18 protein-coding genes and 1 riboswitch are annotated in these 18,943 nt (G+C 72.4%); of the genes, 13 read left to right on the top strand and 5 right to left on the bottom strand.

Annotated elements, in window-relative coordinates; all coding sequences use genetic code 11:
- The first annotated feature begins 99 nt into the window (after positions 1-99).
- A complete protein-coding gene (locus tag NX794_RS25250; RefSeq protein ID WP_258781224.1) occupies positions 100-558 on the top strand; it encodes an acyl-CoA thioesterase in 459 nt (152 codons plus the stop codon).
- On the opposite strand, the gene NX794_RS25245 is transcribed toward NX794_RS25250, so the two are convergent.
- On the bottom strand, positions 518-1,732 hold the full coding sequence (locus NX794_RS25245; protein ID WP_258781223.1) for an MFS transporter: 1,215 nt from the start codon (positions 1,730-1,732) through the stop codon (positions 518-520). The genes NX794_RS25250 and NX794_RS25245 overlap by 41 nt on opposite strands.
- A gap of 153 nt (positions 1,733-1,885) precedes the next feature.
- On the opposite strand from NX794_RS25245, the gene NX794_RS25240 reads away from it, so the two are divergent.
- Positions 1,886-3,073 (top strand): ROK family transcriptional regulator, encoded by a 1,188-nt coding sequence (locus NX794_RS25240; protein WP_258781222.1) that lies wholly within the window; start codon positions 1,886-1,888, stop codon positions 3,071-3,073.
- A 157-nt stretch (positions 3,074-3,230) separates the two neighbouring features.
- Here NX794_RS25240 and NX794_RS25235 read toward each other — a convergent pair whose 3' ends face one another.
- Together NX794_RS25235 and NX794_RS25230 are read right to left on the bottom strand one after the other, a co-directional pair.
- Positions 3,231-3,989: an SDR family oxidoreductase gene (locus tag NX794_RS25235; RefSeq protein ID WP_258781221.1), complete on the bottom strand. Its 759-nt coding sequence runs from the start codon at positions 3,987-3,989 to the stop codon at positions 3,231-3,233.
- An 85-nt stretch (positions 3,990-4,074) separates the two neighbouring features.
- A complete protein-coding gene (locus NX794_RS25230) occupies positions 4,075-4,965 on the bottom strand; it encodes an RNA polymerase sigma-70 factor (RefSeq protein WP_258781219.1) in 891 nt (296 codons plus the stop codon).
- A gap of 281 nt (positions 4,966-5,246) precedes the next feature.
- A riboswitch (FMN riboswitch) is annotated at positions 5,247-5,377 on the top strand.
- A 158-nt stretch (positions 5,378-5,535) separates the two neighbouring features.
- Here NX794_RS25230 and NX794_RS25225 point away from each other — a divergent pair.
- From NX794_RS25225 to NX794_RS25185, 9 genes are all read left to right on the top strand, one after another.
- The gene (locus tag NX794_RS25225; protein WP_258781218.1) at positions 5,536-6,144 is read left to right on the top strand and encodes a riboflavin synthase; all 609 of its coding nucleotides are present in this window, start codon (positions 5,536-5,538) and stop codon (positions 6,142-6,144) included.
- Positions 6,141-6,782, top strand: coding sequence for a nicotinamide riboside transporter PnuC (gene pnuC, locus NX794_RS25220; protein ID WP_258781216.1), 642 nt, complete (start codon positions 6,141-6,143; stop codon positions 6,780-6,782). Before NX794_RS25225 ends, pnuC begins: the two co-directional genes overlap by 4 nt.
- A complete protein-coding gene (locus NX794_RS25215; RefSeq protein ID WP_258781215.1) occupies positions 6,779-8,089 on the top strand; it encodes a bifunctional 3,4-dihydroxy-2-butanone-4-phosphate synthase/GTP cyclohydrolase II in 1,311 nt (436 codons plus the stop codon). Before pnuC ends, NX794_RS25215 begins: the two co-directional genes overlap by 4 nt.
- Before the next feature lie 39 nt (positions 8,090-8,128).
- A complete protein-coding gene (gene ribH / locus NX794_RS25210) occupies positions 8,129-8,614 on the top strand; it encodes a 6,7-dimethyl-8-ribityllumazine synthase (RefSeq protein ID WP_258781214.1) in 486 nt (161 codons plus the stop codon).
- Positions 8,615-8,649: 35 nt separating this feature from the next.
- Positions 8,650-8,922, top strand: coding sequence for a phosphoribosyl-ATP diphosphatase (locus tag NX794_RS25205; protein WP_258781212.1), 273 nt, complete (start codon positions 8,650-8,652; stop codon positions 8,920-8,922).
- A 53-nt stretch (positions 8,923-8,975) separates the two neighbouring features.
- The gene (gene hisG / locus NX794_RS25200) at positions 8,976-9,824 is read left to right on the top strand and encodes an ATP phosphoribosyltransferase (RefSeq protein ID WP_258781211.1); all 849 of its coding nucleotides are present in this window, start codon (positions 8,976-8,978) and stop codon (positions 9,822-9,824) included.
- A gap of 15 nt (positions 9,825-9,839) precedes the next feature.
- A complete protein-coding gene (locus NX794_RS25195; RefSeq protein ID WP_258781209.1) occupies positions 9,840-10,301 on the top strand; it encodes a PH domain-containing protein in 462 nt (153 codons plus the stop codon).
- A gap of 203 nt (positions 10,302-10,504) precedes the next feature.
- Entirely contained in the window at positions 10,505-11,839 is a 1,335-nt protein-coding gene (locus NX794_RS25190) for a hemolysin family protein (RefSeq protein ID WP_258781208.1), read from the top strand.
- Positions 11,836-12,924, top strand: a complete 1,089-nt coding sequence (locus NX794_RS25185; protein ID WP_258781206.1) for a hemolysin family protein — start codon at positions 11,836-11,838, stop codon at positions 12,922-12,924. The genes NX794_RS25190 and NX794_RS25185 overlap by 4 nt, the downstream gene beginning before the upstream one ends.
- Positions 12,925-12,984: 60 nt before the next feature.
- Here NX794_RS25185 and NX794_RS25180 read toward each other — a convergent pair whose 3' ends face one another.
- Positions 12,985-14,847 carry an AAA family ATPase gene (locus tag NX794_RS25180; protein WP_258781204.1) on the bottom strand — a complete coding sequence of 621 codons (1,863 nt, stop codon included), beginning with the start codon at positions 14,845-14,847 and terminating at the stop codon, positions 12,985-12,987.
- Between the two features lie 454 nt (positions 14,848-15,301).
- On the bottom strand, positions 15,302-15,895 hold the full coding sequence (locus NX794_RS25175; RefSeq protein WP_258781292.1) for a uridine kinase family protein: 594 nt from the start codon (positions 15,893-15,895) through the stop codon (positions 15,302-15,304).
- A gap of 259 nt (positions 15,896-16,154) precedes the next feature.
- On the opposite strand from NX794_RS25175, the gene NX794_RS25170 reads away from it, so the two are divergent.
- Together NX794_RS25170 and NX794_RS25165 are read left to right on the top strand one after the other, a co-directional pair.
- Entirely contained in the window at positions 16,155-17,111 is a 957-nt protein-coding gene (locus NX794_RS25170; protein WP_258781203.1) for a hypothetical protein, read from the top strand.
- 52 nt (positions 17,112-17,163) lie between these two features.
- On the top strand, positions 17,164-18,705 hold the full coding sequence (locus NX794_RS25165; protein ID WP_258781201.1) for an amino acid permease: 1,542 nt from the start codon (positions 17,164-17,166) through the stop codon (positions 18,703-18,705).
- Positions 18,706-18,943 lie beyond the last annotated feature (238 nt).

The following is an 18,943-nucleotide window of genomic DNA, read 5'->3' as shown; positions in this document are numbered from 1 at the left end:
CGGACGCCGGGGCTCCGGGAGGGGCCCTGAGCGGTCGCTTAGTATGGGAGGTGCCCGGGGGTGTGCCACCCCGTACCGCACCGCTCAGGAGCCCCGCCCGTGACCGCCGAAGCGCCGACCGCCCCCGCCCTCTCGCACGGCCGGCTGATCCCCGTGACCGTCCACTTCGACGACCTCGACGCGCTCGGGCTGCTGCACAACGCCCGCTACCCGCTGATGGTCGAGCGGGCCTGGACCGAGCTGTGGAACGAGCACGGCATCCGCTTCGACGGCGACTGGGTGGCGGCCGGCGACGCCTGCAACGCGGTCAAGGAACTCCGGATCACCTACGAGGCCCCGGTCACCCGCCCCGGCGGCTACGCCGTCCACCTCTGGCTGGAACGGCTCGGCACCACCGGCCTGACCTACGGCTTCCGCTTCTGCTCGGCCGACGGGACCGAGACCTACGCCCACGGCACCCGGGTGCTGGTCCGGCTGGACGCCACCACCCTGCGCCCGGCGCCGTGGACGGACGACTTCAGGGCCGCGGGTCGGGCACTGCTGCGGACGGCCGGCTGACCTCCGCCCGGCCGCCGCGCTCCGCCGTGCGCAGCACGCCCGCGAACACCACGAGCCCGCATGCCAGCGCGGTGACCACGCAGAACGACACCACCAGGCTGGTCGCCTGGGCCACCCCGCCGATCATGCTCGGCGCGACCAGCCCCGAGGTGTAGGTGATGGTCGCCACGCCTGCGATCGCTTGACTCGGGTTGGGCCCCGCGTGCCCGGCCGCCGCGAAGCACAGCGGTACGACCACCGCGATGCCGAGACCCATCAGCGCGAAGCCGCCGATGGCCACCGCCGGCTGCCCGGCCAGTACGATCAGCAGCCCGCCCAGCACGGCCAGGACCCCGCCGGCCCGCACCGTGCGGACCGCGCCGAAGCGGTTCACCACCGCGTCCCCGACGATCCGGGCGATCGCCATGGTGAGCATGAAGCCGGTCGTACAGGCCGCCGCCACCCCGGCCGAACTGTCCAGCCGGTCCCGCAGGAACACCGCCGACCAGTCCAGGCTCGCGCCCTCCGCGAACACCGCGCAGAACCCGACCGTGCCGATCAGCAGCGCCGAGCGCGGCGGCAGGGTGAAGCGGGGCGGCGGCTCCTCGTCCTCGGCGGGCTGTACGTCGAGCACCCAGGCGCAGGCGACCAGGCCCAGCACGGTGAGCGTGCCCGCCGCCAGGGCGTGGTGCAGGCGCGCGTCGGAGCCGAGGTGCGCGGCGAGGGTGCCGGCCGCCGAGCCGACCAGCGCGCCCGCGCTCCACATGCCGTGCAGCCCCGACATGATCGACTTGCCGAGCCGCCGCTCGATCTCCACGCCCAGCGCGTTCATCGCCACGTCCGCCATGCCGGCGGTGCCGCCGTAGACGAACATGGCCAGGCACAAGGTCCACATGTTCGGTGCCAGGGACGGCAGCAGCAGCGACAGCGTCCACAGCGCGAGCAGCCCGCGCAGGGCGCTGCGGCTGCCGAACCGGTGGGTGATCCGGCCCGCCAGCGGCATCGCGCAGGAGGCGCCGAGCGCCGTGAAGGCCAGGGCGAACCCCAACTGGCCGGCGCTGAGCGAGGCGTGGTCCTGGATCCACGGCACGCGGGTCGCGAAGGAGCCGGTCACCGCGCCGTGCACGGCGAACACGGCCGCCACGGCGAACCGGGCGCGCCTCACCTCGTCCCGCCCGCAGCGCACGTCACTCATGTCCCTTCCCCTTCCCGGGAGTTCCCCGGCCGCCTCCGGTGGCATCGGCGCGTAAACTATCAGGGAGCCTGCCTGATAGAAAGACGGTTTCACGGCCGCCCGTCGTCCCGCCCCCGGCCGGTCCGGTCGCCGCGATCTGGGAGGATTCCCGCCATGCCCGCATCACCCAGCATCGCCCGGGCCATCAACGACCGGCTGGCCCTACGGCTGTTGCAGCAGGAAGGCCCGCTCACGGCCGGGCAGTTGAAGCAGCTGACCGGGCTGTCCCGGCCGACCGTCGCCGACCTCGTGGAACGGCTCACGGCCGCCGGGCTGATCACGGTGGTCGGCGAGTCCGGCGCCCAGCGCCGGGGCCCGAACGCCCGCCTCTACGGCATCGTCGCCGACCGCGCCCACCTCGCCGCCCTCGACGTCCGCACCGAGGGCGTCCTCGTCCTGGTCTCCGACCTGGTCGGCCGGGTGCTCGCGAAGGCGTCGGTGCCCATCGGCGGCGACGCGGGCACCGGGCCCGCCGTGGAGCAGGCGGTGGCCGCGGTGGAGCGGACCGTGAAGGAGGCCGGTGCCGACCGGCTGCACACCGTCGGCATCGGTGCGCCGGGCCTGATCGACCCGGCCACCGGCGACCTGCGAGACTCCGCCGGGCTGCCCGCCTGGCACCGCAGCCTGGCCGCCGCCCTCCAGGAACGGCTGCCGGGGGCGCGGGTCACCGTGGAGAACGAGACCAACCTGGCCGCCCTGGCCGAACAGCGCGAGGGCGCCGCACGGGACCGGGACACCTTCGTCCTGCTGTGGCTCGGTCACGGGGTCGGCGCGGCCGTCGTCCTCGACGGCACCCTGCGCCGAGGCGCCTCCGGCGGCACCGGCGAGATCGGCTTCCTGCCGGTCCCGGGCACCGGCTCCCTGCCCTCGGCCACCGACTGCGACGGCGGCTTCCACTCCCTGGCCGGCGCCGCCGCGATCGCCGCCCTGGCCGCCGAGCACGGCCTGCCGGCCCCGGCCACGCCGGACGGCCCCGGAGCCGCGGAGATCGTCCGGGACGCGACGACGCGCCCCCTCGTCCCCACCCCCCGCTTCCTGCACACCCTCGCCGACCGGGTCGCCCTGGGCGCCGCCTCCCTCGTGGCCGTCCTGGACCCCGGCTGCGTGGTGCTCGGCGGGGAGGTCGGCCAGGCCGGGGGAGAGGTGCTGGCCGGACTCGTGGCGGAGCGGCTGCACCGCTTGTCCCCGCTGCCCACCGAGGTACGCCCCAGCACCCTGGGCGGCACCGCCGTCCTCCGGGGAGCCCTCCTGACGGCACGCGACCGCGCCCAGGACGAGATCTTCGCCCCACCCGAGCGCTGACACCCCGACGACTGGCCCTCGCCCGGAAGGACCGGCGTCTCGGGGGTGCGGCCGGCGATGCGGGGACGCCCATCACCGGAAAGACTCACCGGGAGTCGGGAGTCGGGAGTCGGGAGCCAGGAGCCGGGCGGGAGGCCCCGCACCCGGCGCCCCACCCTCACCCCCCGCTCCCACCACCCCCGAACCGCCGCCCCAGGTACTCCTCGAACGTCCCCTTCCCCACCGCCCGTTCCGCGGTCAGATGGCCGCCCGCGCGGAAGGCGCCGTAGGTGCGGCCGAGGAGTGGGATCTCCAGGACCCGGCGACGGCGGCCGGTCGCGCGCAGGTAGGCCTCGGCCAGTGAGCGGAACGTACGGATCTCCGGGCCGCCCAGGTCCGGTACCCGGCCGGCCGGGGCCGCGAGGGCCAGTCCGGCGAGGCGATCGGCCACCTCCGCGACCTCGACCGGCTGGTCCCACACCCCGGCCGGGACCGGCAGCACCGGCAGCTTCGCCAGGCCTTCGAGGAGGGTGAGCACCAGATCGTGGAACTGCGTCGCGCGCAGCGTGGTCCAGCCGAGCCCCGATGCCTCGACCAGCCGCTCCACGGCCAGCTTGGACGTGTAGTAGCCGAGCGGCACGCGGTCGACGCCGACGATCGAGATGTACACGAGGTGGCCGACGCCCGCCCGCCGCGCCGCCGCGATCAGATGCTCCGCGGCCGTCTCGTCCCCGCCCCGCGGCGTGCTCGCGCAGTGCACGACCGTCTCCGCGCCGGCGAGCGCCGCGTCCAGCTGGGCTCCGCCCTCGCGCAGGTCCACGGCGTACGGCGGGGTGCGCCGACTGAGCACCCGTACCTCGTGGCCGTCCGCCCGCAGCCGCTCGGTGACGAGCCGGCCGAGGGTTCCGGTACCGCCGGTCACCAGGATCGTGGTCATGCTGTGTCTCCGTTCCGTCGAGCACCTTTCGGCAGCGGTGACCGCACAGCACCCCGGAAACGTGACAGCTCTGGCGGACGGTCTCTCAGGCGGGCGCGAGCTGCCGTCGTACGAAGTCCAGCTTGTCCGGGTTCATCACGCACCGCACCTGGGTGATCAGCCCGTCCGCCGTCTCGAACGCGGCGACGCCCAGCAGCGTCCCGCCCGCCCACATGACCAGCGCCGGCGTGCCGTTCAGCTCCGCCGACGAGAGCTCCACACCGACCGCGTGCCGTTGTGCGACCCCTGCCAGGAAACGCAGCACCTTCTCCCGGCCCTCGATCGGCCGCAGGGCCGCGCTGACCTTGCCGCCCCCGTCGCTCCACCAGGTCACGTCCGCCGCCAGCAGCCGCTCCAGAGCGGCGACGTCACCCTCGCGGGCAGCCGAGACGAACGACGCGACCAGGGCCTCCCGGCGCTCCGGGGCCGCCTCGAAACGGCCCTCGGGCACCGCCACCCGGGCCGCCGCCCGCCGGTACAGCTGACGGGAGTTGGCCTCGGTCAGCCCGAGGACGTCCGCGATCTCCCGGTGGCCGTACCCGAAGGCCTCGCGCAGCACGTACACCGCGCGCTCCGCCGGGGTCAGCCGTTCCAGGAGCAGCAGCATCGCCATCGAGACCTGCTCGCGCCGCTCGGCGGACTCCAGGGGCCCGAGGGTGTCGTCGGCGGTCGCCACCGGCTCCGGCAGCCAGGGTCCGACGTACCGCTCGCGCCGGGCGCGGGCCGAGGTGAGCCGGTTCAGGCAGAGGTTGGTGACGGCCTTCGCGAGCCAGGCCCCGGGGCGTTCGATCACCGCGCGGTCGGCGCCGGCGAACCGCAGATACGCGTCCTGGACGGCGTCCTCGGCCTCCGTGGCGGAGCCGAGCAGCCGGTAGGCCAGGCCGAACAGCCTGCCCCGGTGGGCCTCGAACTCGTCTGCGGGCAGGGCGGATTCCATGCGCTCACCCTGCCAGAAGGGCGGCGCGGCGCCGCCCGCGGTCCTGGGCGGCCCGGCGGCGGGCAAGGGCCGTCGTCACCGCCACCGGGCCCGTCCGCACCCTAAAAGGACTAGACCATTAAGGTCAATGGTCCGGACCGGGACCAACGCTCGCCCGGGACGGCTGGGTTGACCCCGGCCGCTGCGGCGCGCAAGTTCGGCGCCACGCACTGTGAGCGAGCCCACACCGCTCGCCTGTCGGGGTGAGTGGCGGGCGTGGCACACTGGCCCTGTACCAGAAGCAGCGCACTCCGGGGTCGGTGAAAGTCCGAACCGGCGGTTACAGTCCGCGACCCGGTCGCTTCCAGCGGCCGGTTGACCAGGTGAAATTCCTGGACCGACGGTTAAAGTCCGGATGGGAGGCAGTGCGCGGCGGGCGAGCACATCCGTGTGCGCGCCGCCGTATCGCGGGACACGTCCATATCCGGGCGGGTCCTCCTTCGGCGACGCCCCCGGTGTGTCCACCCGTTCATTCTGTCGTCATCGACAGGCCCCGGAGTCCGTGCCCCACGAGGCAGGAGGACCCGGGAAGTGTTCACCGGAATCGTCGAAGAGCTGGGTGAGGTCACCGCCGTCGAGAATCTCGGCGACGCCTCCCGCTTCCGGCTCCGCGGCCCCGTCGTGACCGAGGGCGCGCAGCACGGCGACTCCATCGCCGTGAACGGGGTCTGTCTCACCGTCGTGGAGCACGGGGACGGCGAGTTCACCGCCGACGTCATGGCCGAGACGCTGAAGCGCTCCAGCCTGGGCGCGCTCACCGTAGGCTCCCGCGTCAACCTGGAGCGCCCCACCGCCGTCGGCGCGCGCCTCGGCGGACACATCGTGCAGGGCCACGTGGACGGCACCGGACAGGTGCTGGCGCGCACGCCCTCCGAGCACTGGGAACTCGTCAGGATCTCCCTCCCCGCCGACCTCGCCCGGTACGTCGTGGAGAAGGGCTCCATCACGGTCGACGGCATCAGCCTCACCGTCGTGGACGCCGGCCCCGACCACTTCACCGTCAGCCTCATCCCGACCACCCTCGCCCTGACCACGCTCGGCGTGAAGCAGCCCGGCGACCCGGTCAACCTGGAGGTCGACGTCATCGCCAAGTACGTCGAGAGCCTGCTCGGCGACCGCGCGCGGAGGGCCGGCCGGTGAACTGGATGAACTCCGAGGCCTTCACCCTCTTCGGCCAGCACATCATCTGGTCCGACATGACCGGCAACATCCTCGGCCTGATCACCCTGGCCCTCGGCTGGCGCCGCTCCCTGCTGACCTGGCCCGTGCAGTTCCTCTCCGGCCTCGTCCTGTTCGCCGCCTTCTACGGCCACCTCGCCGGCAGCGCGGGCAAGCAGGTCGTCGTCATGGCCGTCGCCCTGTACGGCTGGTGGCAGTGGCGGCGCGACAGGAACCGCGGCACCGACGGCCATATCGCGCCCCGCTTCGCCACCTGGCGCGAGCGCGCGGCGATGCTCGGCGGCGCCGCCGTCGGCACCGTCGCCGTCGCCCTGCTCTTCACGGCCTACCCCAGCCTGTCCTGGGACCCCTGGCCGGACGCGTACATCTTCGTCGGCACCGTCGTCGCCATGTACGCGCAGGCCAAGGGCATGGTCGAGTTCTGGTTCGCCTGGCTGCTCGTCGACGTCGTCGGCGTCCCCCTCAACTTCGCCAACGGCTACGCCTTCTCCGGATTCGTCTACGTCATCTACGGCGCGCTCGTCCTGTGGGGCATGCGCGACTGGTGGCTGCGCTCCCGCCGGAACCCGCGGCCCACCCTGGAAGGAGCCCCGGCATGACCTCGGCACCGCTCCGATACGACACCGACGCCATCGAGCACTTCGGCCTCGACCCCGTCGAACAGGCCATCGCCGACATCGCGGCCGGCCGCCCGATCGTCGTCGTGGACGACGAGGACCGGGAGAACGAGGGCGACCTCGTCATCGCCGCCGAGAAGGCGACCCCCGAGATCATCGCCTTCATGATGAGCGAGTGCCGGGGCCTGATCTGCGCCCCCATGGAGGGTGCCGAACTGGACCGGCTCCGGCTGCCGCAGATGGTCGACGACAACACCGAGTCGATGAAGACGGCCTTCACCGTCTCCGTCGACGCCGCTGCCGCGCACGGCGTGACCACCGGCATCTCCGCCGCCGACCGCGCCACCACGCTGCGACTGCTCGCGAGCGGCACCGCCGAGCCCGTCGACTTCGTCCGGCCCGGCCACGTCTTCCCGCTGCGCGCCCGCGCCGGCGGCGTCCTCGTCCGCGACGGCCACACCGAGGCCGCCGTCGACCTCGCCCGGCTCGCCGGCCTGCGGCCGGCCGGCGCCATCGTGGAGATCGCCGGCGAGGACGGCCGGATGCTCCGCCTGCCCGAACTGATCCCGTTCGCCCGCAAGCACGGCCTGACGATCATCTCCATCGAGGACCTGATCGCCTACCGCCGCAGCAGCGAGCCCACCGTCCGCCGCGAGGCCGAGACCCGCCTGCCCACCCGGCACGGCGTCTTCACCGCCCACGGCTACCGCTCCACCGTCGACGGCGTGGAACACGTCGCCCTCGTGCACGGCGACCTCGGCGACGGCGAGGACGTCCTGGTCCGCGTCCACTCCGAATGCCTCACCGGCGACGTCTTCGGCTCCCTGCGCTGCGACTGCGGCCCCCAGCTCGACACCGCCCTGGAGCGGATCCAGCAGGAGGACCGGGGCGTCGTCGTCTACCTGCGCGGACACGAGGGACGCGGCATCGGCCTGCTGTCCAAGCTGCGCGCCTACGCCCTCCAGGAACAGGGCCACGACACCCTGGACGCCAACCTCGAACTCGGCCTGCCCGCCGACGCCCGGGACTACGGCGCCGGCGCCCGGATCCTCGCCGACCTCGGCGTGCGCAGCGTCCGGCTCATGACCAACAATCCCGACAAGACCGAGGCGCTGCTCGGCCACGGCCTGCGGGTCACCGGCCGGGTGGCGATGCCCGTCCAGGCCGGCGAGCACAACCTGGGGTATCTGCGCACCAAGCGGGACCGGATGGGCCATGACCTGCCCTGGCTGGACACGCCCCCGGCACCGGCCTCCCCGGCTACGTCCGCGTCCTGCGGAAACCAGTAAGCGACAAAGTAACAAGGCAACAAGGCACTAAGGAGAAACGTGAGCGGCAAGGGTGCACCGGAGCTGTCCGTACGCAACGTCAGCGACCTCAGGGTCGCCGTCATCGCGGCGCAGTGGCACGAGCAGGTGATGGACGGCCTGGTGAACGGCGCCCTGCGCGCCCTGCGTGACCTCGGCATCGACGAGCCCACCCTGATCCGCGTCCCCGGCAGCTTCGAGCTGCCGGTCGCGGCCAAGGTCCTGGCCGGCCGCGGCTACGACGCGATCGTGGCCCTCGGCGTCGTCATCCGCGGCGGCACCCCCCACTTCGAGTACGTGTGCCAGGGCGTCACCCAGGGCCTCACCCAGGTCTCCGTCGAGACCGGCGTCCCCGTCGGCTTCGGCGTGCTCACCTGCGACACCGAGGAACAGGCCCTGGACCGGGCCGGTATCGAGGGCTCGCACGAGGACAAGGGCCACGAGGCGGTGACCGCGGCCGTCGCGACCGCGGCCACGCTCCGTTCCGTATCCGAACCCTGGCATTAGGTCGGCCACCACAAACGGCTAGGGTGGGGCGCACCATGTCCAAGAAGACGTTCGAGCAGCTCTTCACCGAGCTGCAGCAGAAGGCCGCCCAGGGCGACCACGCCACCTCCCGCACCGCAGAGCTGGTCGGCAAGGGCGTCCATGCCATCGGCAAGAAGGTCGTCGAGGAGGCCGCCGAGGTCTGGATGGCCGCCGAGTACGAGGGCAAGGAGGCGGCGGCCGAGGAGATCTCCCAGCTGCTGTACCACGTCCAGGTGATGATGGTCGCCCGCGGGATCTCCCTGGACGACGTCTACGCCCACCTCTGACCCTCCGTACGCACCTGCCGTAGAAACCCCGTCACGCAAAGGAAGCCGACCTCATGCTGCGCATCGCCGTCCCCAACAAGGGTTCACTCTCCGGCCCTGCGGCGGACATGCTGCATGAGGCCGGCTACCAGCAGCGCCGCGAGACCAAGGAACTGCGCGTCGTCGACCCGGAGAACGAGGTCGAGCTGTTCTACCTCCGCCCCCGCGACATCGCGATCTACGTCTCCTCCGGCCGCCTCGACATCGGCATCACCGGCCGTGACCTGCTGATCGACTCCGGCGCCGACGCCGAGGAGATCCTGGCGCTCGGCTTCGCCCGCTCCACCTTCCGCTTCGCCGGCAAGCCCGGCACCGCGAGCGGCATCGAGGACCTCAAGGGCAAGACCGTCGCCACCTCCTACGAGGGGATCGTCGCCGCCCACCTCGCGGACCAGGGCGTCGACGCCTCCGTGGTCCACCTGGACGGCGCCGTCGAGACCGCCATCGAGCTGGGCGTCGCCGAGGTCATCGCCGATGTCGTGGAGACCGGCACCAGCCTGCGCAACGCGGGCCTTGAGGTCTTCGGCGAGCCGATCATGAAGTCCGAGGCCATCGTCGTCCGCCGTACCGGCGCCGACGGTGAGGAGCCGAAGGTCCAGCAGTTCCTGCGCCGGCTCCAGGGCGTCCTGGTCGCGCGGACGTACGTGATGATGGACTACGACTGCCGGGTGGAGCAGCTGGAGAAGGCCGTCGCGCTCACTCCCGGCCTGGAGTCCCCGACCGTCTCCCCGCTGCACAACGAGGGCTGGGTCGCCGTGCGCGCCATGGTCCCGGCCAAGGAGGCGCAGCGGATCATGGACGACCTCTACGCCATCGGCGCCCGCGCCATCCTGACCACGGCCATCCACGCCTGCCGCCTCTGAGGGACACGCACCGAGATGCCCGAGACGTTCGACCTGCCCCGTCTTCCCGTCACCTTCCGGCCGGGCCACACCCGGGCCGTCCTGCTCACCGCCGGTGTCGCGATCTTCCTGGTCATCTCCGGGATCGCGCTGCTGCTGGAGCTGGGCCCGGGGGAGCGGCTCACCTTCGTCGTCACCGGGGCGCTCATCTTCTGGGTGCTGGCCCAGCTCGCCCGGGTGAAGGTGGTCGCCGACGACACCGGTGTGACCGTCGTCAACATCGCCAGCCGGCGGCGCCTGGAGTGGGCCGAGATCGTCCAGGTGAACCTCCGTCCGGGGGATCCCTGGGTGTTCCTGAACCTCACCGACGGCACCAGCCTGCCCGCGCTGGGCATCCAGCCCGGTATCGCCAAGCAGCGCGCCATCGCCGACGCCCGGGCCCTGCGGGCGCTCGCGGAGGCCCACGCCGACGGCCGCCCGGAGCAAGATCAGGGCTGACTCGGGGTCCCGGCCCTGCCCGCACGCGCCCTGTCTTGATTAATCTGGTGAGCGGAGGCCTTTTCGCTGTGCCTCCGCCCCTGCGCGCCGCCCGGCGCCCAGGGGTTCCTGCTACCCGAGGAGTGACTCCCTCCAGCGATGGACGGATCGTCCTGTAGTACCCGCGCCACCCCGACCCGGAAGTCCGGGAAGGCGGTGGCATCGTGACCACCCCCCTGCTGCTCCTCGGAGCGGCCTTCCTGCTGATCCTGGCCAACGGCTTCTTCGTGGCCGCTGAGTTCGGCCTGGTGACCGTCGAGCGCCCGGAGGCCGAGCAGGCCGCCGCCGACGGCGACCGGCGCGCCGTCCGGGTCGTGGAGTCGCTCAAGGAGTTGTCCTTCCAGCTCTCCGGCACCCAGCTCGGCATCACCATCACCTCCCTGGTCGTCGGCATGCTCGCCGAACCGGCCCTGGCCGGGCTGCTGCGCGGCCCGTTCGGCGCGCTCGGCATCCCCGAGGGCGCCGCCGGCGGGGTCGCCGTGGTCGTCGGCATGCTGCTGGCCTCCGCGATCCAGATGGTGATCGGCGAGCTCGTACCCAAGAACTGGGCCGTCTCCAAGCCGCTCCAGGTCGCCCGGTTCGTGGCCGGCCCGCAGCACCACTTCTCCCGGCTGTTCCGGCCGGTGATCGCCGCGCTCAACACGGTCGCCAACCGGCTGGTCCGCGCCCTCGGCGTCGAACCCGCCGAGGAGCTGGCCTCCGCCCGCACCCCGGGCGAGCTGGTCTCCCTGGCCCGGCACTCCGCGCAGGCCGGCGCGCTGGAACAGGACACGGCCGACCTGTTCGTCCGCACCCTCTCCCTGGGCGACCTGACCGCGCAGCACGTCATGACCCCGCGCGTGAAGGTCAGCGCCCTCCAGGACTCGGCCACCGCCGAGGACGTGGTGAACCTCACCCGGGCCACCGGCCTGTCCCGCTTCCCCGTGTACCGGGAGAAGATCGACGAGGTCGTCGGCATGGTCCACCTCAAGGACGCGCTGGCGGTCTCCGCGCACGACCGGCTGCGCACCCCGGTCGGCCGGATCGCCCGCAAGGCACTCCTCGTGCCCGAGTCGCTGCCCGTCCGGCCGCTGCTGGCCCGGCTGCGCAGCGAGCAGCCCATCGCGGTCGTCGTCGACGAGTACGGCGGCACGGCGGGCGTCGTCACCCTGGAGGACATCGTCGAGGAACTCGTCGGCGAGGTCCGCGACGAGCACGACGCCAAGGACACACCCGAACTGGCCGCCGCCCCGCCCGAGGACGGCAGGCCCGCCTGGGACGCCGACGGCAGCTGCCGGGTCGACGTCCTGCTGCGGATAGGCCTCGACGTGCCCGAGGGTCCGTACGAGACGGTCGCCGGCCTCGTCGCCGACCTGCTCGGCCGGATCCCCGCCCCCGGCGACCGGGCCGAGCTGCCCGGCTGGCGGCTCTCGGTCCGCCAGGTCGGCCACTACCGCGCCGAGCGGGTCCGCCTGGTCAGGACGGCCGCCGCGGTCAACGTCATGGAGGCGGTCCGATGAGCGTCCTCCAACTGCTCTTCGCCGCGCTGCTCGTGCTCGCCAACGGCTTCTTCGTCGGCGCCGAGTTCGCGCTGGTCTCCGTCCGCCGCAGCCAGATCGAGCCGCTGGGCACCGCGCGGGCCCGGCAGGTCCTGTACGGCCTGGAGCGGCTGCCGCAGATGATGGCTGCGGCCCAGTTCGGCATCACCGTCTGCTCGCTGACGCTGGGCGCGGTCGCCGAACCGACGGTGGCCCGCCTGCTGGAACCGCTGTTCGAGTGGATCCACCTGCCGCACGGCGTGATCCACCCCCTGGGGTACGTCATCGCCCTGGCCGCCGTGGTCTTCTTCCACCTCGTCATCGGCGAGATGGTGCCGAAGAACCTCGCGATGGCGGCACCGGAGAAGGCGGCGCTCTGGCTCAGCCCGGGGCTCGTCTACTTCGCCCGGCTGTGCAGGCCGATCACCGTCTCCCTCGGCGCCTGCGCGCAGGGCATCCTGCGGCTGTTCCGGGTCGAGCCGAAGGACGAGGTGGAGGCCGTCGTCACCAGCGAGCAGCTCAACCGCCTGCTGGAGGACTCCGGCCAGGCCGGGCTGCTCGACGCCGAGGAGCGGGAGCGCCTGGAGGACGCCCTGGAGCTGGGCTCCCGCCCGGTGACGGACGTACTGCTGCGCCGGGAGTCCCTGGTGACGGTGGACCCGTCGGTCACCCCGGGGGAGATTGTGCGGCTCACCGCCCGCACGGGCTACTCCCGCTTCCCGGTCGCGGCGACGGAGAAGGGCCCCTTCATGGGATACGTCCACGTCAAGGACGTCCTCGACCTGGAGGACTCCGCGCGCGCGGTCCCGCAGCACGTGTGGCGTCCGATGACGACACTGCGCGCGGAACTGCCGCTCGACGACGCGCTGACGGTGATGCGCCGGGCGGCGACCCACCTGGCCCAGGTCGCCGACGCCTCCGGGCGCGTACTGGGCCTGGTCGCCCTGGAGGACGCCCTCGAACTCCTGGTCGGCGAGGTCCGCGACCCGGCCCACCGCCTCCCGGCCGACCTGAAACTGACCGAGCCGAGACTCAGCGGAGACCCGGAACAGGCACTGGCGACCTAGCTCTGCTGTCGCCTAGGGGTGTGGGAAGCCGCGCGCGGCTTCCCACACCTTTAGGGCGGTTTAGGACGGCGACGGATCCTGCGGCCCCCGCCCCGACAGCACCTCCCCGTAGGCCTGCATCAGGTCCGGCAGCCGCAGGGTCGCCAGGTCCTCCCGGGACAGCGCCCCCGGATACGCCGACAGCCGCAGGTCCCGGTAGGCGCAGCTCTTCTCGTACAGCGTCCGCAGGAACCGGCCGTTGCCCAGCTCGTCGATCCACCCCTGCTCGACCACGTGCCCGGCGATGGACCGCAGTTCCTCCAGGGCCTCCCCGTCCCAGCCGTCCCCGTTCTCGGCCGCGAGCACCTTGCCGATCTCGGTCAGTTCCTGCGGCCGGTAGGAGGGGAAGTCGACCCGGCTGGTGAACCGCGAGGACAGCCCGGGGTTCGCCGCGAGCAGCCGGTCCATGCCCTCCGGATACCCCGCCAGGATGACCACCAGGTGATCCCGGTTGTCCTCGGCACGCTTCAGCAGCACCTGAAGGGCCTCGTCCCCGTAGGCGTCGCCCTTGCCGTACCCGGAGTTGGACAGGGAGTACGCCTCGTCCACGAACAGCACCCCGCCGATCGCGGAGTCGATCAGCTCGTTGGCCTTCACCGCGGTCTGCCCGAGATACTCCCCGACCAGGTCGGCCCGCTGCGCCTCCACCAGGTGGTCGCCGCCGAGCAGCCCCAGCGCGTAGAACACCCGGCCGAGGATCCGCGCCACGGTGGTCTTGCCCGTTCCGGAGGGGCCGGAGAAGACGAAGTGCCGCTTGGGCGGCTGTACCGGCAGCCCCTGCCCGGTCCGCAGCCGCGCCATGTTCAGCTGCGCGGACAACGCCTTCACCTGCCGCTTGACCGGTTCGAGCCCCACCATCCGCTCCAGCTCGGCCAGGGCCTCCTCCAGCAGCTCCGGATCGGTCGGCCCCGCCGGGATCGGCGAGACGGGCACACCCGTCTTCGTCCGCACCGCCGGATCGCCCACCGACGGCAGCGGGCCGGTCGGCAGATCGGGATCAGGCAGCCGCAGATCACGCCCCTCCGTACCGAAGATGGGATCGAACCCGTCCATCCCGTCCACGGCGTCGAGACCGGCCCCGGTCAGGGTGATCGCGGCGAAGCCGGCCGCGTCCTCGTACCCGTCGCCCTCGGCGATCGCGGCCAGCCGCGCCGAGGTGTCCATGAACGCCGGGTCCACCCGGTGCACCGCCCGGTACAGCGGGAGCGCGGCGGCCGACCGTCCGGTGCCCTCGTGCGCGCGGGCCAGCCAGTACCGCAGCTCCTTGCGCTGCGGCTGCTCGCTGCGGCACCGCATCAGCGCCGCCGCCAGCAGCGGTTCCGCCTGCCCGTACATCTCCAGCCGCACCCGCGCCATGCCGCCGAACAGCCCGGCCTCGATGCCGAGCAGCGGGTCGTCCAGCAGGGGGTCGGTGTGCCGGACGAGCTGGTCCCAGTCCTTGACCAGGTAGGCCCGGCAGGCGTGCAGGAAGCGCACCTGCGGATCGGTGTCGACCGGGGGCAGCCCGGCGAGCGCCCGGTCCAGTTCGGGCACGTGCCGGCCGTCCAGCCAGTGCGAGGCGTGCGCCAGCAGCAGATCACGCGGGCTCTCCAGCACCGGCTGCACCCACCAGCCCAGCCAGTACCAGGAGTTGAGCGGTCTACGGTGCCGGGCACGCTGCTCGCCGAACCGCTCGCGGTGCCGGGACATCCGCAGCAGGGCGGTCGTCGTGTCGACGCGCAGCGCGTGCAGCCCGAGCCAGGCGTCCGCCATCCCCGGGTCCATCCGCACCGCGGTGCGGAACTCCTCCTCGGCCTGCGGGTAGGCGCCCATCGTGTAGGCGTCCACACCCCGCAGCCAGGCGAGGTCGGCCGGGGCCTCGGGGCCCTGCGTGCCGAAGTCCATCGTCCCCCCACAGACCGTGCCCCCGTGGTTCACCGCCGGGCAGTCGCCCGACGGCCGCCGCGGTCGAACCGCTGTGCCGCGGACCGGAGTTGCCGGTGCGCCAGGCAGCCTCGACGGGCGCTCCGAGGGCATCGTACCCGTGGGGCGACCGCCTGCCGAAGGGTGCCGCAGGGGCCGTTTACCGAGGTAGGAGCAGACGGGGCGCACTCACGTTCGTGACCGACGGTGATCGGACCGGTGCGCCGGGGCCCCAAGAAGTGGGCCGTGGGCAGAACGAAGCCCCCGGTCACGGGGGAACAACCGGGGGCTTCGCGTCTGGGGGGCGGCTTCACATCGCCGCACATGGGAAACGTAAGACCTGTACGGGCCCTCGGTCAAGCGAAGTTGAGGCACTCGGGGAAGTTCCCCCGGGTCGATCTTCACCACTTCACCACATTGCCCACGACCCCTCACCCTACGTAGCGACTTGGTCCGGTCCAGCGGGCCGCGCCGGCCCCGGCAGCACCTCGTACCCCTCGGATTTCTCCCGCACCAGCAGACCGGCGTGGGGGCGCGAAGGATCGGCGGCGAAGTGCGCGCGCTCCGCCTCGACCCAGCCGTCCCAGAACCGCCGTTGCGCCGCCCCGTCCCGCGCCCGGCCCCGCGCCCAGGACCGGGACGCCGGCAACTCCATCCACAGCAGCTCCGCCAGGAACGGCCGCAGTTCCCGGCGTCCCGCCCCCACGCCCTCGACCAGCACCACGGGCGCGAGCGGCAGCGGGCGGGGCGGTCCGAAGACGCGGGCGCCCCAGTCGTAGGGGCGGTAGTGCGCGGTCTCACCACGCGAGAGGGGCTCGGCCACCCGGGTCAGGAAGCGGTCGGTCCAGTCGAAGAGCCGCTCGTGGCTGGCGATGTCGTCGAGGTGCAGCACCGGGGCCCCGCCGAGCGCGCCGGCCAGACGCCCGGTGAAGGTGGACTTCCCGGAGCCGGCGTGCCCGTCGACGGCGACCAGCCGGACCGGCCCCAGGGAGGGGGGAAGCCCGCGCAGCCGGGCGGCGAGGTCGCGAATGACGATTCCCGATGTGTGGTGCGGGTGGGCGAGGCTTTCCGGAAACAGTCTAGTGGCGGGCTGCGGCGGCGGAACCGGGCGCACGGACCACGGCCGCCGGGATGTGAACCCCTGGCTGTCAACTGGCCAATCGAGCGGAATGAACAATCCGAATCGCTTGACCGATATGTCGAATTCCGCGTTCCCGGTGCGCCTTCCGCTGAGTAAGGTGCCTCCTGCGCAACCGCGACACGTCGAAACGGGGACAGGGCGGGTGGACATGGCCGCTGAGTTATTCGAGGGGCACTATGTATGGCATCCGGCGGCCGATGACCGCGTGCTGGCCAGCGTTTGCGTCGATGTGCGCGCCGGACGTTATCGGCACGCCCACGAGGCGCTCGTCGAGACGCGCGCCGACTTCGCGCTGCGCGCCCACCGCTCGCTGGTGATCGCCTCCGAGGCGGCCGGCACCGATCTGGTGGAACGCTGGCTGGCCGAGGAGCCGTCGCCCGAGGCGGCGCTGATGTGGGCGCGGGTCGCGGTGCAGCGGGCGCTGCGGGCCGCCGACGCCCGGGACGAGCGGGCCGAGGCGCTGGAGCGGATAGCGCTGACCGCGTGCGACCGCGCCGCCGCCCAGGCCCCCGAGGACCCCACCCCCTGGGTCGCCAAGCTGTCCATGGCCCGGCTGCACCGGCTGCGCGACCCGGCGCCGCACGGCCTGCTCACCGCCCCGCCCGGCCCCTGGCGGCTGTTCGCACACGTGCTGTCCCTGGACCCGTGGCACCGCGAGGCCCATCACCGGTTCCTGTCCTGCTTCTTCGCCCGGCACGGCGGCTCGGTCAACGCGGCCTGGGACGTGGCCGCCTTCCTCAGCCAGCGGGCGCCCGCCGACTCCGCCCTGCGGCTGCTGCCCCTGGTCGCCCTGGTGGAGAGCTACAACCCGACCCAGCTGCTGGCCGACCGGGTCTGGGAGCAGCCCCAGTGGCGGTCCACCGCCCTGGCGATCTACCACAACTGGCTTCCCGCCGTGGCCGGTTACCGCTTCACCCCGGTGCTCGACCTGGCCTACCTCGCGCACGCGCTGGTCATGGGCCGACGCGAGTTCGAGGCCCGGGCGGTGTTCGCGGCGATGGGTCCCTACGCCTCGCGCATGCCCTGGAGCGCCTTCGGCGACCCCGTCGAACAGCTCTCCCGGGCCCGGCGTGCCTGCGGGCTGCCCGTCCCGGGGCCCGCCTGACCCCCCGCCCCGGGAACCTCCCACAAGTCCCCATCGACAGAAAGGCAAAGCCGTGTCGGAACGGATATCGACGCACCGCGCGAAGGCCCGCGCGGGCGGAGAGACGGTCGTGCTCGACGACGACGCCACCCTGCACGCGATGGGCTATCCGCGAAAACTCACCCGCCGTTTCAAGGCATTCGACAATTTCGCGATCTCCTTCACCATCATCAATATCCTCTCGGGAATTTTCTCGTCCTTCGGATTCGGTATGAACGCGGGTGGCCCGCGTATTCTCGTGTTCGGCTGGATAGGCGTCTCCGTCATGGTGCTGCTCATCGGGGCGGCCATGGGCGAGGTCGCCTCCGCCTATCCGACGAGCGGTGCCCTGTATTTCTCCGCCGGTAAACTCGCGAAGCGGCACAAGGGCGCCTGGTCGTGGTACACGGGCTGGCTGAACTTCGTGGGCCAGATCGGCGGCACCGCGGCGACCGGCTACGCGGCGGCCACCTTCATCCAGGCGTTCGCCCAGTTGCAGTGGCCCTCCTACCAGGCGACCGCGCACCAGACGGTGGCGATCACGGCGGTGATCATCGCGCTCCAGGGCCTCGCCAACACCTTCACCGTGCAGCTCGTCGCCGTACTGAACCGCATTTCCGTGTGGTGGCTGCTGATCGGACTCGTCGTGATCGTGGGCGCACTCATAGTGATGCCCGATCAGCACCAGCCGGCGTCCTTCGTGACGCATTTCGAGAACAACACCGGCTTCACAAGCGGACTTTACGGCGGCATGCTCGGCCTGCTGGTCACCAGCTGGACGTTCACCGGGTTCGACGGCAGCTTCCACATGTCCGAGGAAACGGTCGGCGCGACGGTCAACGCGCCGAAGGGGATCATCCGTGCCATCGGCTATTCCGCGATCACCGGGCTGATCCTGATACTCGCATTGGTCTACAGCATCAGCGACTACGCCAAGGTGGCGGGAGCGGGTACGCCGCCCGTCCAGATCCTGATCGACGGGCTCGGGCTCGGCGTCGCCAAGGTCATGCTGCTCATCGTCATCGGCGCGATGCTCTTCTGCGGCCTCGCCAACCTCACCAGCAACACCCGGCAGATCTTCGCCTTCTCCCGGGACGGCGCCATGCCCGGCTCCCGCTGGTGGCACTCCGTCTCCCCGCGCACCCGCACCCCGGTGAAGGCCGTGTGGCTCGCCGTCGGCTGCTCGCTCGCGCTGGTCGTGCCCGGCTGGTGGTCCCACACGGCGTTCACGGCCATCGTCAGCGTCAACGTGGTCGGCCTCTTCCTCGCCTACGCCGTCCCGATCTTCCTGCGCCTGCGCCTCGGGAACGCGTTCCAGCCCGGCCCCTGGCACCTCGGGCGCTGGGGCCGCCCGATCGGCTGGCTCGCCGTCGTCTGGATCTTCCTGAGCAGCATCCTCTTCATGCTCCCGCAGGCCTCCCCGATCACGGTCGACTCCTTCAACTACGCCCCCATCGCCCTGGCCGCGGTCCTGCTGATCGCCACGGTCTGGTGGTTCACCACGGCCCGCCGCCGCTTCCAGGGCCCGGTCAGCTACGGCCGCCCCGACGAGGTGGCGGCCATGGACCTGATCTGACCCGTCCCGATCACCGACCACAGGACCGGGCGGCCCCCAGCCTCGCGGGGCCGCCCGGTCCGCACTTCCGCCTCCGCTCACCCGCACGGCCCCGGGGCACCACCCGTCCGTACCGCCGCCACCGGTCCGAACCAATAATCATCGCGCCGCGTGCGCCGAAGTGCTGGCCGGGCCCCGGCACGTGATCCATAGTGGGCGCGAACCCTGCACCGGACCCGTCCCGACACGGACACACCCT

This window comes from Streptomyces pyxinicus, assembly GCF_024753135.1.
Taxonomy (GTDB): Bacteria; Actinomycetota; Actinomycetes; order Streptomycetales; family Streptomycetaceae; genus Streptomyces; species Streptomyces pyxinicus.
Note: the sequence above shows the minus strand (reverse complement) of the source record. Positions and strands in the feature narration are given on the sequence as shown.

Excerpts from the sequence above, each read along its gene's own strand:
- NX794_RS25245 (WP_258781223.1), bottom strand. The coding sequence starts at position 1,732 with ATGAGTGACGTGCGCTGCGGGCGGGACGAGGTGAGGCGCGCCCGGTTC.
- NX794_RS25240 (WP_258781222.1), top strand. The coding sequence starts at position 1,886 with ATGCCCGCATCACCCAGCATCGCCCGGGCCATCAACGACCGGCTGGCC.
- NX794_RS25235 (WP_258781221.1), bottom strand. The coding sequence starts at position 3,989 with ATGACCACGATCCTGGTGACCGGCGGTACCGGAACCCTCGGCCGGCTC.
- NX794_RS25230 (WP_258781219.1), bottom strand. The coding sequence starts at position 4,965 with ATGGAATCCGCCCTGCCCGCAGACGAGTTCGAGGCCCACCGGGGCAGG.
- NX794_RS25215 (WP_258781215.1), top strand. The coding sequence starts at position 6,779 with ATGACCTCGGCACCGCTCCGATACGACACCGACGCCATCGAGCACTTC.
- NX794_RS25205 (WP_258781212.1), top strand. The coding sequence starts at position 8,650 with ATGTCCAAGAAGACGTTCGAGCAGCTCTTCACCGAGCTGCAGCAGAAG.
- hisG (WP_258781211.1), top strand. The coding sequence starts at position 8,976 with ATGCTGCGCATCGCCGTCCCCAACAAGGGTTCACTCTCCGGCCCTGCG.
- NX794_RS25195 (WP_258781209.1), top strand. The coding sequence starts at position 9,840 with ATGCCCGAGACGTTCGACCTGCCCCGTCTTCCCGTCACCTTCCGGCCG.
- NX794_RS25185 (WP_258781206.1), top strand. The coding sequence starts at position 11,836 with ATGAGCGTCCTCCAACTGCTCTTCGCCGCGCTGCTCGTGCTCGCCAAC.
- NX794_RS25180 (WP_258781204.1), bottom strand. The coding sequence starts at position 14,847 with ATGGACTTCGGCACGCAGGGCCCCGAGGCCCCGGCCGACCTCGCCTGG.
- NX794_RS25170 (WP_258781203.1), top strand. The coding sequence starts at position 16,155 with ATGGCCGCTGAGTTATTCGAGGGGCACTATGTATGGCATCCGGCGGCC.